This window comes from Amycolatopsis sp. NBC_00348 (assembly GCF_036114655.1).
GTDB lineage: Bacteria > Actinomycetota > Actinomycetes > Mycobacteriales > Pseudonocardiaceae > Amycolatopsis.
In genome coordinates this window covers 10,480,829-10,493,116 of the sequence record NZ_CP107994.1, presented here as the reverse complement: position 1 = coordinate 10,493,116, position 12,288 = coordinate 10,480,829, and the positions used below count along the sequence as shown (strand labels likewise).

Here is a 12,288-nt window from a genome sequence, read left to right as displayed (position 1 = left end):
GAGTCCCGTACGGCGACCGGTGACGATGACCACCGGTCACGCGCGGTTCGGCGGCACCGGCTCAGAGCACGCAGAACTCGTTGCCTTCGGGATCCGCCATCACGACGTGGTCCGGGCGGCCGCCCGCCTCGTGCTCCTGCTGCACCGTCGCGCCCGCCGCGATGAGCCGGGCGATCGCCTCGGCGACCCGCTCCCACCGCGTCTCCCAAGGCACCTCGCGACCGCCTCCCGCCTGGATGTCCAGGTGCAGCCGGTTCTTCACGACCTTGTCTTCGGGAACCTTGAGGAAGCTCAGGCTCGGCAGGACACCTTCCGGGTCGGCCAGGTACGCGCCGTCGTCCCATTCGTCCTCGGGTACTCCGAACTCCGTCAACCAGGCTTCCCAGCTCGCGAACCCGGCCGGTGGTGGCCGCTCGATGTAGCCGAGGGCCACCGCCCAGAACCTCGCCAGCGCGCGGGGCGCCGCGCAATCGATCGTCAGACTCCAGCGCACCGTCACCGGCGCAGCGTAGCCGCCAACAGCGCCACCGCCCCCCTTGCGACCGCGATTCCTCGTGCCGCGACGTGATTTTCGTCCAGAGGCGCCACCGGGTCCGACACCATAACGCTGGTGACCAGTGACCGGCCGTCGGCCGTCCGGACCAGGTAGTTCAAGGTCAGTACGCCGGGTTCGCTGCCGCCCTTGAACCAGACCTCCGGGAACTTCGCCTTGTCGAGGCCGAGCCCGCCGTCGTTGAGCGACAGCGCGTGCCCGATCTCCGGTTGGTTCTCCTTCTGCAGCCCGGAAAACGCCCGGCAGATGTCGTCCGGGGAACCGAACCACTCGAGCTGGTCGATCTTCTCGGGCCTGGGCCAGGAGGTGAGTCCGGTGAGCGGGAGCCGTTCGAGTCCCGCGACCGCGGCGGGACGTGCCCAGCGTGGCAACGCCAGGTAGGCGTCGGCGCGGGCCGGGTACTGCGTCGCCTTGAGCTCGAACAGCGCCTTGGTCGTCAAGAACGGGATGTTCGCCGACGGCCGCTGGTTGCCGAAGGCGGTGACCTGCCGCTGCACGGCGTCGCGACCGAGCCGGTGGATCAGGTGGTCGGCAGCGGTGTTGTCGCTGATCGAGATCATCTTGTCGGCGTATTCCGACAGCGGGAGCCGGGTGCCGGCCGGCTGGTTCTGCAGCACGCCCGACGGCAGGCTCTTCCAGTCGTCGCGGATAGCGAGCTGTTCGGTCCAGGACGCCTTGTGCTCCGCGACCGCGGTGCCGAGCGCACCCAGGACGTAGAGCTTGAACGCCGAGCCCAGAGGCCGTTGCACGTTGTCCCGCACGCCGTGTACGTCACGGCAGCGCCCGTCCGGCAGGATCTCCGACGCGCCGAACGAGACGCGCCCGCCGAGCGCCGCGAGCTGGGCGTCCACTTCCGGCCACGACGACGGCACCGGGTCGTCCGCGGTCGCCCGCAGCCCGTCGATCAGCCCGGCCTGGTCGACGTGGAGATCCAGCAGGTAGTCGTCCGCCGGGCCGTGGACCACCGCCTCGACGTGGTCAGGCGCCTCGGTGACGACCCGCTCCACCTCGAGCCGGCCGAGCCCGGTCAGTGCGGCATTGATACCCGCCGTGCCTCCCGCCGCGGTCACCAGGACCTGCGCGATGTGCTGCTGTAACTCGGCATCGGACACCGGGACGCGCCCGGTGGCGTCGACGACCCATTCAAGCTGGTCCCCCGCCGTGGGTACCTCGGCGGCGTGGGCGGCCGGGGCCACCAGCGGTGCGAGGACCGCGATCACGCCCGCGATTGCTGTCTTCATCGTTCCCCCTGTTCACAACTGCGCTCACAACTGTTCGGCCGACCGGATCCACAGCCCGGCCACCTGACCGTCCTCGCGGTAGGTCACCTGCACGGTCCGCTCACCGGCCTCGAAGGCCACCGGCAGGTGGACGATCGTGTAGTCCCCCGCCGACCGTGCGTATGCCTCTCCCATCCGTTCGTAGCGTCCGACCGATCCGGCCAGCTGCGTCCAGGCGAGCTGCAGCTCTTCTTCGCCGACCGACGCGAGCATGCGGTCGTCGAAGTCCCGGCGTACCTCGTGCCACCGGCACCCGACGAGCTCGAACACAAGCTCCTCGGCGAGGTGGATCGCGTCGGGCCGCTTCAGTTCCGTCATCGACGCGCCCGTTGCCGGATCGACCGGCCGGCCGAACCGCTGGAACGCGGCCTGTCGGCTGGTGCCCAGCAGGTCACCGATCTCCTGCCAGGTGTGCCCGGCCGCTCTGGCCGCGTCCACGGTGTCCCGCAGTGCGGCTTCCGCGTCGCGGACCTTCCGCAACGCCGCACCGACCGCGGCCAAAGGTTCGTCCGGCACGGTGTCAAGAGTGGATTGACGACCGGAAGTTGTCAAGTCGTTCTTTACGTGCGTTCGCTGCCTGCGGGCAGCGCTCCGGCACGTGGCGTCGCAGTACTGGCGATTTCGCCCAGCTCCGCGACGAGGTGGCAACGGCTTGCCACACACGGCACATTTCATACGTTAGAGTGTAGCGCACGGAATATCAAACCGTGCTAACGTCGACAGCACGAAATGACCGCGCCCACCACCTGGGAGGCGTGGCCGACCGAAGGGGAGGACGGTTACGGTGAGGACCGATGAGTGAACGCACCTGGGGCTTCCGGACCCGCGCATTGCACGCGGGCGGAACGCCCGACCCGGCGACCGGTGCGCGTGCCGTGCCGATCTACCAGACCACGAGCTTCGTCTTCGAGGACGCGGCCGACGCGGCGAACCTGTTCGCGCTGCAGAAGTACGGCAACATCTACAGCCGGATCGGGAACCCGACCGTGGCGGCGTTCGAGGAGCGGATCGCCAGCCTCGAGGGCGCGATCGGCGGTGTCGCCACCGGCAGCGGGCAGGCCGCGGAGTTCCTCACTTTCAGTGCGCTCGCCGAGGCCGGCGACCACATCGTGTCGGCGAGCGGCCTCTACGGCGGCACGGTCACCCAGCTCACCGGCACGCTCCGGCGATTCGGCGTGGAGACGACGTTCGTCAGCGGCGGCATCGACGACTACGCCGCGGCGATCACTGATCGGACCCGACTGCTCTACACCGAGGTGATCGGCAACCCGGGTGGCGGCATCGCGGACCTCACCGCGCTGGCGGACCTGGCGCACGCCCACGACATCCCGCTGGTGGTCGACGCGACGCTGGCGACGCCTTACCTCTGCCGGCCGATGGAGCACGGCGCGGACATCGTGCTGCACTCGGCGACGAAGTTCCTCGGCGGCCACGGGACGACACTCGGCGGGATCGTCGTCGAGTCGGGGAAGTTCGACTGGGGCAACGGGAAGTTCCCCCGGATGACCGAGGCCGTCGAGAGCTACGGCGGCCTCAAGTACTGGGAGAACTTCGGCGAGTACGCGTTCTGTACGCGGCTTCGCGCGGAGCAGTTGCGGGACATCGGCGCGGTCCTCTCGCCACACTCGGCTTTCCTGCTGCTGCAAGGTGTCGAGACCCTGCCCCAGCGGATGGACGCACACGTCGCCAACGCCCGCGCCGTCGCCGAACACCTCGACGCGGACCCACGCGTGGCCTGGGTGTCCTACGCGGGGCTGCCGGCGCACCCACACCACGACCTGGCGAAGAAGTACCTGCCCGCCGGGCCAGGGGCGGTGTTCTCCTTCGGCATCAACGGCGGGCGCGCGGCGGGCGAAAGGTTCGTCGAGTCGGTGGAGCTGTTGTCACACCTGGCAAACGTCGGGGACGCCCGCACGCTCGTGATCCACCCGGCGTCGACGACCCACGCGCAGCTGTCCGAGGAGCAGCTCACGGCCGCGGGCGTGGGCCCTGACCTGATCCGACTGTCGGTCGGGCTGGAAGACGTCGAGGACATCCTCTGGGACCTCGACCAGGCCCTGGGCAAGGCGGTGGCCGGATGACGTATGCCGTGGGCGCTGTCGAGCGGCGCGCGATCCTGAACCGGGCGAAGTCGGTGACGCTGGTGGGAGCGTCCGCGAACCCGTCTCGGCCGAGCTACTTCGTCGCGACCTACCTGCTCTCGTCGACGCGGTACGAGGTCAACTTCGTCAACCCGCGCCTGGACACCCTCTTCGGGAAGCCGGTGTACGCCTCACTGAAGGACGTGCCGGGCGAACCGGACCTCGTCAGTGTGTTCCGGAAACACGATGACTTGCCTCAGGTGGCCGAGGACGTGATCGACGCCGGCGCGCGGACGTTGTGGCTGCAACTCGGGTTGTGGCACGAACCGGTGGCCGACCGGGCTCGGGAGGCGGGGCTGGACGTCGTGATGAACCGGTGCGTGAAGATCGAGCACGCGCGGTTCGCCGGGGGCCTGCACCTGGCCGGGTTCAACACCGGCGTGATCAGCTCGCGGAGGCAGTCGGCACCCTAGGGAAGAGCGCACCCGTTCCCGTCGTTGGCCCCGGTATGACCGAGAAGCTCGGGATCACCCTGTCCGGTGGTCCGACCGCACTCCTGGAACTGGGCGGCGTCCGGCTGCTCACCGACCCGACGTTCGATCCGCCGGGTGATCACTCGATCGGCCAGCGCGTGCTGGTCAAGACCGAGGACTCGGTGCTGACCGAGGACGCCGTCGGCGTGGTGGACGCCGTGCTGCTGTCCCATGACCAGCATCCGGACAACCTGGACGATCGCGGGCGCGACTACCTCGAGACGGTGCCGCTGACCCTGATCACCCCGAGCGGCGCCGAGCGGCTGGGCGGGACTGCGCGGGGCCTGGAGCCGTGGGAGGAGACGCAGGTCGGGCGGCTCACGGTCACCGCTGTCCCGGCGTTGCACGGGCCGGAAGGAGCGGAGCAGCTCGCCGGTGACGTCACCGGCTTCGTGCTCAGCGGCGAAGGCCTGCCGACGGTGTACGTCAGCGGGGACAACGCGTCGGTGGACCTGGTGCGGGAGATCGCGTCGCGGTTCAGCGTCGACATCGCGGTGCTGTTCGCCGGTGCCGCGAGGACGAAGCTGTTCGACGGTGCTCCCCTGACGTTGACCAGCGAAAACGCCGCCGCGGCGGCGAAGGTGCTCGGCTCGGCGAAGGTCGTCCCGTTGCACTTCCGGGGCTGGCAGCACTTCAGCGAAGGTCCTGACGTACTGAGGAAGGAGTTCGAGGCGGCCGGCCTGACCGACCGACTGGTGCTGCTCGAACCCGGGGAGCGCGCAGAGGTCTGATGTGGACCCGTGAGAGGCTGGCGGTATGGCCAAACCGACGCCGCTGCAGTTCCGGAACATCCTCGTCGCCCTCCTGGCGGCGGCGGGCTTCGTGTGGAGCATCGTGGCGGGCCTGCCGTGGTGGGTAAGCGCGATCATCGGCTGCGCGTGCGTCCTATCGCTGGCCTCGGCCTACCTGAACCGTCCCGACGCGGGCTGACCACGGGCCGTCGACGAGGTGTACGGCACTCGTCGACGACCCGCGAGTTCGGGCAGGGAGACCGCGCCGGGGCTCGGACGCTGGGCTGACGTGCTCCGCTGAAGTGTGACGCGATAGCCGCACGGCTCGGCAGAGAACACGCGACTCGTCAACCTGACGTGGGTGACCCAACCGACTTGCGCGACTTGTCGCACACGACGCCGACTCCCAAATGCGGGCCGTACGAGCCTCAGCGGGTTTTGGCGAATCGGGCTTTCACGTTCGCGCGGCCCGTCTCCGTCAGGCGGCCGAACAGGCGCAGCCTGGCCAGGCCGCCGTCCGGGTAGATGTCCAGGCGGGCCTCTGTCACCTCGGGGCCGTCCGGTACGGCGAAGCGGTGGCGGGTGTCCGGCTGCAGGCGCGTCTTCGGCAGCAGCTCCACCCACTCGCCGTAGGTGTCGCGGCCGCTGATCGACGCCCAGCCCGGGGCGTTGCCCTTGAGGTTGCTCGTGTCCAGCTCGACAAACCGGACGGTCCCGGCGCCGGCCAGTCTGAAGGTCGCCCAGTCGTTGCCGTCGTCGCGGCGGCGGGCCGTCTCCCAGCCCTCCGCCTGGTGGGCCGCGAGACCCGGCGAGAGCATGTTGTTCGGCGACGAATAGAACATGTTGCTGCACCCCGTCACCAGGGCGCCGTTCTCCAGGGCCGCCAGATCCAGCGCGTCCAGGTCGAGCAGGTCCGGGTCCGGGATCGGAGCGCCGTGGACGCGCAGGCGGGCGACGCCGCCGTCGGGGTGCTGGGTCAGGCGGACGTGGGTGTACCTACGGGAACCGTTGACCGTGTGGAAGTTCTCCGTGTGGCCCGCCGCGGGCGCGCGGTCGACCAGGATGTCCCAGTCCGCTGTCGCCAGCTCGGCCGCGCTCGGGTAACCCGGCACCGAAGCCGCTTCGACCGAGACGAACGGCGGGTAGTTGCCCTTGAAGAACGCCGTGTCGACGACCACACCCGTGACCGTGCCCGCCAGGCCGAGCCGGAGGATCGCCTGGTCGTCGCCCGGTTCGCGGTGGCGGCGGGTCTCCCAGCCGTCGTAGACCTGGCCCTTCGGGCCGAACGTCTCGGCGCGGTGCGCCGGCGTCCACGGGTTGACCAGGTTTTCCTTCTCAGCGAACAGCTCGTCGGTCGCCCACATCACGGTCCCGCCGAAGCGACGTGAAGCGAGGTCGGGCAGCTCTGTCCACTCAGGACGGTCAGACAACACAGCCTCCATCTCAGCAGTTCCCCCGGTTCAGCAACGCCCCGAAGGGCGCGTCGCCGGTGATTTCGGTGCCGCGCAACCAGGTCGAGCGGACCACGCCGGCGAGCGGGCGGCGGTCGTAGGCGCTCACCGGGTTGCGGTGCTTGAGTTTCGCGACGTCGACGACGAACGCCTCGTCCGGCGCGAACACGCAGAAGTCGGCGTCGTAGCCGACCGCCAGGTGGCCCTTGCGACGCATCCCTGCCTGCGCGGCGGGGTGCTCGGCCATCCAGCGGACGACGTCGGTGAGCGCGAACCCGCGTTGCCGCGCCTGCGTCCAGATCGCCGGGAGACCCAGCTGCAGGCTCGAAATCCCGCCCCAGGCCTGCCCGAAATCGCCGCTGTCGAAGCGTTTCAGCTCCGGCGTGCACGGTGAATGGTCGCTGACGACGCAGTCGATCACGCCGTCGGCGAGCCCCTGCCACAGCTGTTCGCGGTTGGCCGCCTCTCGGATCGGCGGGCAGCACTTGAACTGCGTGGCGCCGTCGCGGATCTCCTCGGCGACGAAGCTCAGGTAGTGCGGGCAGGTCTCGGCGGTCAGCGCGACGCCGTCGCGGCGGGCCTCCGCCACGAGCGGCAGTGCTTCCGCGGACGACAGGTGCAGGATGTGCGCCCGCGCCGAGTTGCGGCGGGCCGCCTCGATCACGTGCGTGACGGCCAGATTCTCCGCCGCCCGCGGGCGCGAGTACAGAAAGTCGACATAGCGACCGCCATGCGGCTCGGGCGCCTCGTCGATCTCGTGCGCGTCCTCGGCGTGGACGATCATCAGCGCGTCGAGGGAACTCAGCTCCCGCAACGCTTCGTCGAGCCCGGCCGGGTCGAGCGGCGGGAACTCGTCGACGCCGGAGTGCAGCAGGAAGCACTTGAACCCGAAGACGCCGGCCTCGTGCAGCCCGCGCAGGTCCGAGACGTTGCCGGGGATCGCGCCGCCCCAGAAACCGACGTCGACGTGCACCCGGCCGGTCGCCGCCTTGCGCTTGACCTCCAGGGCCGCGACGTCGACCGTCGGCGGCAGGCTGTTGAGCGGCATGTCCACGATCGTGGTCACCCCGCCCGCCGCGGCCGCGCGGGTGGCCGTCTCGAAGCCCTCCCACTCGGCGCGGCCGGGATCGTTGACGTGGACGTGCGTGTCGACCAGTCCGGGCAGCAGCACGACGTCGTCGCCGAGTTCGACGACGCGGTCGCCGATCAGCGAAGCACCGCCGGGTTCGACCGCGACGATCCGGCCGCCGTCGACGCCGAGCGTCACCGGGACCTCGCCCTCGGCCGTGACCGCCCGGGCTGCGCGCACCACAAGATCCATCCGAGAACCCTTCGCCGGGAGAAGTGACCACCGCCGATTTCACAGTACGGAAAGACGGTTTCGCACAACGACACTAACCACGGCTCGCGTCGCTCGTCAACGACGGACGCGGCGCGTTACGGTCACCTCGTGCGGCTTGAAGCGGAGTTCACCAGCGAACCGTTCCACGGCGAAGGTTCGCCGCCCGAGCACGCGCTCGCCGCGCGCGACGCGGCCGTGGAAGCGGGGCTGGACACCGACTTCGGGCCGCTCGGCACGCTCGTCCGCGGTGACGCGAAGGCCCTTCTCGAGGCCTTGCCCAGGATCACGCAGGCGGCGCTGGACGGCGGCGCCACCCAGGTCACGCTGCAGGTGCGCCAGGTCGCCGCGGCGGACGCCGGCGCCGCGGCCGAGGAGGGAGATCGACCCGGCGGACCGACCGAGCCGGAGGTCGTTTCCGCCGCCGACCAGCGCGATCCGACGACTGCCCGAGCTGCCGAACCGCACACGACGGACGGTCCTGTGGTCGCTCCACACGCGACGGGCGATCCGGCAGGCAAGCTGCACGCGGCGGGCGGTCCAACAGGCAAACCACACGCGACCGGCGGCCAGGCAGGCAAACTGCACGCGACCGGCGGCCAAGCAGGCAAGCCACACGCGACGGGCGATTCAGCAGACAAGTCGCACACGGCGAGCGGCCTGGCAGGGAAACCGCGCTCAACGGGCGATCCAGCAGGTAAACCGCACACGGCCGACAGTCGAGCAGGCGGAACGAACACGACGGGCGGCCAGGCGGGTGGCCCGAACACGGCGGGCAGTCAGGCGGGCGAATCGCACGGCGTCGACAGCGCCCCGTCCGTCGAGCTGAACGATGCGCTCGCCCGGCTGATCGCCGATGTCGAGCGCGAACTCGGCGCCGAACTGGGCGATCTCGACCGCGCCGGGAAGCAGCGTGCAGTGCGGCTGCTGCGCGAACGCGGCGCCTTCGGCCTGCGGAAATCCGTCTCGTCGGTGGCCGACGCGCTGGGCGTCACACGGTTCACCGTCTACAACTATCTCAACCGCGAAGCCGACTGACCAGCGCATTCAACAAAATGTTGACGGAACTCCGGCGCCGACGTACGGTCAGCGGGACGCCACTCACGAGGAGTTCCCCGTGCCGCTCACCCTCACCGATTTCAACACCGCCGACGCCGGCGACGTACGTCCGGCGTTGACGGCCTGCCTCGCCGTCCCCCGCTGGGCGGACGCGGTTCTCGACCGCAGGCCCTACGACAACCTCGACGCGCTGCAAGCCGCCGCGGACCTGCCGTTGAGCAGTGACGAGATCCGCCAGGCCATGGCCGCGCACCCCCGGATCGGCGAAAAGCCGAAGCAGCAGGGGACCGAGGCCGACTGGTCCCGCAGCGAACAGTCCGGTGTGGACAACGCCGACGAGTTCGCCGCCGCGAACGCCGAGTACGAAGCCAAGTTCGGGCACGTCTATCTCGTCTGCGCCAGCGGACGCAGCGGCGACGAACTGCTGAAGATCCTCCGCGAGCGCATCGGCAACGACCCAGCGACCGAGCTCGGCGTCGCCGGGCAGGAGCTGCTCAAGATCGCCGGCCTGCGGCTGGCCAAGGCGGTGACGGCGTGAGTCTGGTGACGACGCACGTGCTCGACACGGCGCAAGGCCGGCCCGCAAAGGGAATTACCGTCCGTTTCGAAACCGCCGAGGGCAAGCCGATCGCCGACGGGCGCACCGACGACGACGGCCGCGTCCGCGACCTCGGCCCCGAGACGCTGGAACCCGGCGTCTACCGGCTGGTCTTCGACACCGGCGCCTACCTCGGCCCGGACGCGTTCTTCCCGGAGGTGGCCCTCACCTTCCGGATCTCCGACGGCACCGCGCACCACCACGTGCCGCTCCTGCTCAGCCCGTTCGCCTATTCGACTTACCGAGGGAGCTGAACCGTGGCCATCACCCTGGGCCCCAACCAGTACGGCAAGGCGGAGGTCCGCCTGGTCACGGTGCGCCGCGACGGCCCCGTCCACCACCTGAAGGACCTCACCGTGTCGACGTCGTTGCGTGGCGAGCTGGCCGCGACGCACCTGACCGGCGACAACGCCGCGGTGCTCGCGACCGACACGCAGAAGAACACCGTGTACGCCTTCGCGAAGGAGGCGCCGGTCGGCGAAATCGAGGACTTCGGCCTGCGCCTGGCCCGGCACTTCACCGGCACACAGGAGAGCATCTCCGGCGCCCGGATCAAGATCGACGAGCACAGCTGGGACCGGATCACCGTCGACGGCGCGCCGCACGACCACGCGTTCAGCGGCGCCGGCAACGAACGGCGCACCACGGCCGTCACGATCCAGGGCGACCGCGCGTGGGTCGTGTCCGGGATCGACGGCCTGGTCGTGCTCAAGTCGACCGGCTCGGAGTTCCACGGCTTCCCGCGCGACGAGTACACGACGCTCGCCGAGACCGACGACCGGATCCTCGCGACCGCCGTCACCGCGCGCTGGCGCTACCAGGGCGACGGCATCGACTGGGCGGAGAGCCACCGCGAGGTCCGGCGCGCGATGCTGGAGACCTTCGCGACGAAGCACAGCCTTTCGCTGCAGCAGACGCTGTACGCGATGGGCCAGTCGGTGCTCGAACGGCGGCCCGAGGTCGCGGAGGTGCGGCTGTCGCTGCCGAACAAGCACCACTTCCTTGTGGACTTGAGCCCGTTCGGGCTGAAGAACGACAACGAGGTGTTCTACGCCGCCGACCGCCCGTACGGGCTGATCGAAGGCACGATCCTGCGCGACGACGCCGAGGACCCCGGCCCTGCTTGGGACATCCACTAGCGAGCGCTCGCGCCTGACGCCGCCCGCCTGCAAAAAGCAGCCCCCGCCCTCTCCGGGGGACCGGCCCCGCTTCCAGCGTATCGGGACCCTCCGACGGAAAGCCGGAAAAGCCGATGTCGGGGCCGGTTTGTCCACATCACGGGTGGGGTGTGGATAAACCGGGCCGGAGTAGCAAGTCCCAGGTCGGGGCGCGGATGGGTAGGCCGAGTGTGGAACGGCTTGACTGAGGGCGCGGACACGATTGGTGGGATCGGCGGGATCGGCCGGACCGGCGGAATTTGGCGCCATTGGCGGGATTGGCCAGATCGGCAGGAGTTGGCGGGGATCGGCAGGAACGGCCAGATCGGCGCGATCGGCAGCAACGGCGCGATCGGCAGAACGGCGCGATCGACGGGATCGGCGGCGAACGCGAATCCGGCGAGCGCGGGCCCGAGGTGAAGCGCCTCGAACGGCCGGGCGGTGCGGGGCGAGCCAGGTGGGTTGTGGACAGCTGCCGGGGTAGGCAAGGGCTTTGGCCTGAACCACACCTCGCCGGGCGTGGGCGAGCCCCGGTTGAGGCGTGGACATGCCGATCGGGCGTGAACCCGCCGCCGAAACGTGGGCGACAGACCGCACATGGCGAGCCGATCGAGAGGGGAGCAGACTGCCGAGGCGCGAGCGGCCGATCGAGCGTGGAGCGGACTGCTGAGGCATGGGCGAGTCGGCCCAGCGGGGAACAGACTGCGAGGCGCGGGCGAGCAGACCGCGCGTCGATCCCGCCTACGAGACGTGGGCGAGCCGACCGAGCGGGACCGCCTGCAAGCGCGGGCGAGCCGACCGAGCGTGGATCCCGCCCGTCGAGCCGCGGAGCCGGCCGCCGGGAGTTGATAGAACGCTCTAACGACCGCGTATCCTCTAACCGTGGCAGGGACCAAGGAACGCATCATGGCCGCCGGGGCTGAGCTTTTTCGGCGCAATGGGTACAGCGGTACCGGGCTCAAGCAGATCGTCAGTGAGGCGAATGCTCCCTTCGGCTCGCTCTACCACTTCTTTCCCGGCGGGAAGGAGCAGCTCGGTGCCGAGGTCGTCCGGAGTTCCGGGCTTGCCTACATCCAGCTGTTCGACCTCTTCATCGACCCGGCACCCGACCTGATCAGCGGGATCGAGGCCTTCTTCGCCGCCGGGATCGCGACGCTCGAAGCCACCGACTACGTCGAAGGCTGCCCGATCGCGACCGTTGCCCTCGAGGTCGCGAGTACCAACGAACCGCTGCGGGAAGCCACCGCTGACGTCTTCACCGCGTGGATCGACGCCGGGACCGAGAAGTTCGCCCGGTTCGGGCTCAGCCAAGATGCCGCACGGACGCTCACCATCTCCGTCGTCAACAGCCTCGAAGGCGCCTTCGTCCTCTGCCGGGCGCTGCGGGACACCGAAGCCATGGCCGTCGCCGGCGCAACCAGCGTGGACGTCGCCAAGCGACTTCAGGGCGAGCAACTTTAGTCGGGAATCCAACAAGAATACTCAAAATGGCGCTTGACCGATCAG

The 12,288-nt window shown here is 69.8% G+C and carries 13 protein-coding genes and 2 pseudogenes; 10 read left to right on the top strand and 5 right to left on the bottom strand.

What is annotated here, in order from left to right:
- Nucleotides 1-61 precede the first annotated feature (61 nt).
- Genes OHS58_RS47545 through OHS58_RS47535 form a run of 3 tightly spaced genes read right to left on the bottom strand, consistent with a single transcriptional unit; the run spans nt 62 to nt 2,349 of the window.
- Nucleotides 62-499 carry a VOC family protein gene (locus tag OHS58_RS47545; RefSeq protein WP_328646632.1) on the bottom strand — a complete coding sequence of 146 codons (438 nt, stop codon included), beginning with the start codon at nt 497-499 and terminating at the stop codon, nt 62-64.
- A complete protein-coding gene (locus tag OHS58_RS47540; RefSeq protein WP_328646631.1) occupies nt 496-1,794 on the bottom strand; it encodes a serine hydrolase in 1,299 nt (432 codons plus the stop codon). Before OHS58_RS47540 ends, OHS58_RS47545 begins: the two co-directional genes overlap by 4 nt.
- A gap of 24 nt (nt 1,795-1,818) precedes the next feature.
- The gene (locus OHS58_RS47535) at nt 1,819-2,349 is read right to left on the bottom strand and encodes a DUF3887 domain-containing protein (RefSeq protein ID WP_247062340.1); all 531 of its coding nucleotides are present in this window, start codon (nt 2,347-2,349) and stop codon (nt 1,819-1,821) included.
- 278 nt (nt 2,350-2,627) lie between these two features.
- On the opposite strand from OHS58_RS47535, the gene OHS58_RS47530 reads away from it, so the two are divergent.
- The 4 genes from OHS58_RS47530 to OHS58_RS47515 are packed head-to-tail and all read left to right on the top strand — an operon-like array spanning nt 2,628 to nt 5,377.
- Nucleotides 2,628-3,914: an O-acetylhomoserine aminocarboxypropyltransferase/cysteine synthase family protein gene (locus OHS58_RS47530; protein WP_328646630.1), complete on the top strand. Its 1,287-nt coding sequence runs from the start codon at nt 2,628-2,630 to the stop codon at nt 3,912-3,914.
- Nucleotides 3,911-4,387, top strand: a complete 477-nt coding sequence (locus OHS58_RS47525; protein WP_326947149.1) for a CoA-binding protein — start codon at nt 3,911-3,913, stop codon at nt 4,385-4,387. Before OHS58_RS47530 ends, OHS58_RS47525 begins: the two co-directional genes overlap by 4 nt.
- 35 nt (nt 4,388-4,422) lie before the next feature.
- A complete protein-coding gene (locus OHS58_RS47520; protein WP_328646629.1) occupies nt 4,423-5,178 on the top strand; it encodes an MBL fold metallo-hydrolase in 756 nt (251 codons plus the stop codon).
- Nucleotides 5,179-5,203: 25 nt separating this feature from the next.
- Nucleotides 5,204-5,377 (top strand): hypothetical protein, encoded by a 174-nt coding sequence (locus OHS58_RS47515; protein ID WP_247062336.1) that lies wholly within the window; start codon nt 5,204-5,206, stop codon nt 5,375-5,377.
- 229 nt (nt 5,378-5,606) lie between these two features.
- Here OHS58_RS47515 and alc read toward each other — a convergent pair whose 3' ends face one another.
- Nucleotides 5,607-6,620 (bottom strand): allantoicase, encoded by a 1,014-nt coding sequence (gene alc, locus OHS58_RS47510; RefSeq protein WP_247062335.1) that lies wholly within the window; start codon nt 6,618-6,620, stop codon nt 5,607-5,609.
- Nucleotide 6,621: 1 nt separating this feature from the next.
- A complete protein-coding gene (allB, locus tag OHS58_RS47505; RefSeq protein WP_328646628.1) occupies nt 6,622-7,950 on the bottom strand; it encodes an allantoinase AllB in 1,329 nt (442 codons plus the stop codon).
- 129 nt (nt 7,951-8,079) lie between these two features.
- Between allB and OHS58_RS47500 the strand changes: the two are divergent.
- From OHS58_RS47500 to OHS58_RS47475, 6 genes and pseudogenes are all read left to right on the top strand, one after another.
- Nucleotides 8,080-8,343: pseudogene (locus OHS58_RS47500) on the top strand (helix-turn-helix domain-containing protein); the annotation flags it as partial.
- Between the two features lie 429 nt (nt 8,344-8,772).
- Nucleotides 8,773-9,006 (top strand): annotated as a pseudogene (locus OHS58_RS47495) (helix-turn-helix domain-containing protein); the annotation flags it as partial.
- A gap of 79 nt (nt 9,007-9,085) precedes the next feature.
- Nucleotides 9,086-9,565 carry a 2-oxo-4-hydroxy-4-carboxy-5-ureidoimidazoline decarboxylase gene (gene uraD / locus OHS58_RS47490; RefSeq protein WP_326947145.1) on the top strand — a complete coding sequence of 160 codons (480 nt, stop codon included), beginning with the start codon at nt 9,086-9,088 and terminating at the stop codon, nt 9,563-9,565.
- Nucleotides 9,562-9,879 (top strand): hydroxyisourate hydrolase, encoded by a 318-nt coding sequence (uraH, locus tag OHS58_RS47485; RefSeq protein ID WP_326947144.1) that lies wholly within the window; start codon nt 9,562-9,564, stop codon nt 9,877-9,879. The genes uraD and uraH overlap by 4 nt, the downstream gene beginning before the upstream one ends.
- A 3-nt stretch (nt 9,880-9,882) precedes the next feature.
- Nucleotides 9,883-10,764: a factor-independent urate hydroxylase gene (pucL, locus tag OHS58_RS47480; protein ID WP_328646627.1), complete on the top strand. Its 882-nt coding sequence runs from the start codon at nt 9,883-9,885 to the stop codon at nt 10,762-10,764.
- Nucleotides 10,765-11,664: 900 nt separating this feature from the next.
- A complete protein-coding gene (locus tag OHS58_RS47475; protein ID WP_442875505.1) occupies nt 11,665-12,243 on the top strand; it encodes a TetR/AcrR family transcriptional regulator in 579 nt (192 codons plus the stop codon).
- The last annotated feature ends 45 nt before the right edge of the window (nt 12,244-12,288 follow it).

Excerpts from the sequence above, each read along its gene's own strand:
- OHS58_RS47540 (WP_328646631.1), bottom strand. The coding sequence starts at position 1,794 with ATGAAGACAGCAATCGCGGGCGTGATCGCGGTCCTCGCACCGCTGGTG.
- OHS58_RS47530 (WP_328646630.1), top strand. The coding sequence starts at position 2,628 with ATGAGTGAACGCACCTGGGGCTTCCGGACCCGCGCATTGCACGCGGGC.
- OHS58_RS47525 (WP_326947149.1), top strand. The coding sequence starts at position 3,911 with ATGACGTATGCCGTGGGCGCTGTCGAGCGGCGCGCGATCCTGAACCGG.
- OHS58_RS47520 (WP_328646629.1), top strand. The coding sequence starts at position 4,423 with ATGACCGAGAAGCTCGGGATCACCCTGTCCGGTGGTCCGACCGCACTC.
- OHS58_RS47515 (WP_247062336.1), top strand. The coding sequence starts at position 5,204 with ATGGCCAAACCGACGCCGCTGCAGTTCCGGAACATCCTCGTCGCCCTC.
- alc (WP_247062335.1), bottom strand. The coding sequence starts at position 6,620 with ATGGAGGCTGTGTTGTCTGACCGTCCTGAGTGGACAGAGCTGCCCGAC.
- allB (WP_328646628.1), bottom strand. The coding sequence starts at position 7,950 with ATGGATCTTGTGGTGCGCGCAGCCCGGGCGGTCACGGCCGAGGGCGAG.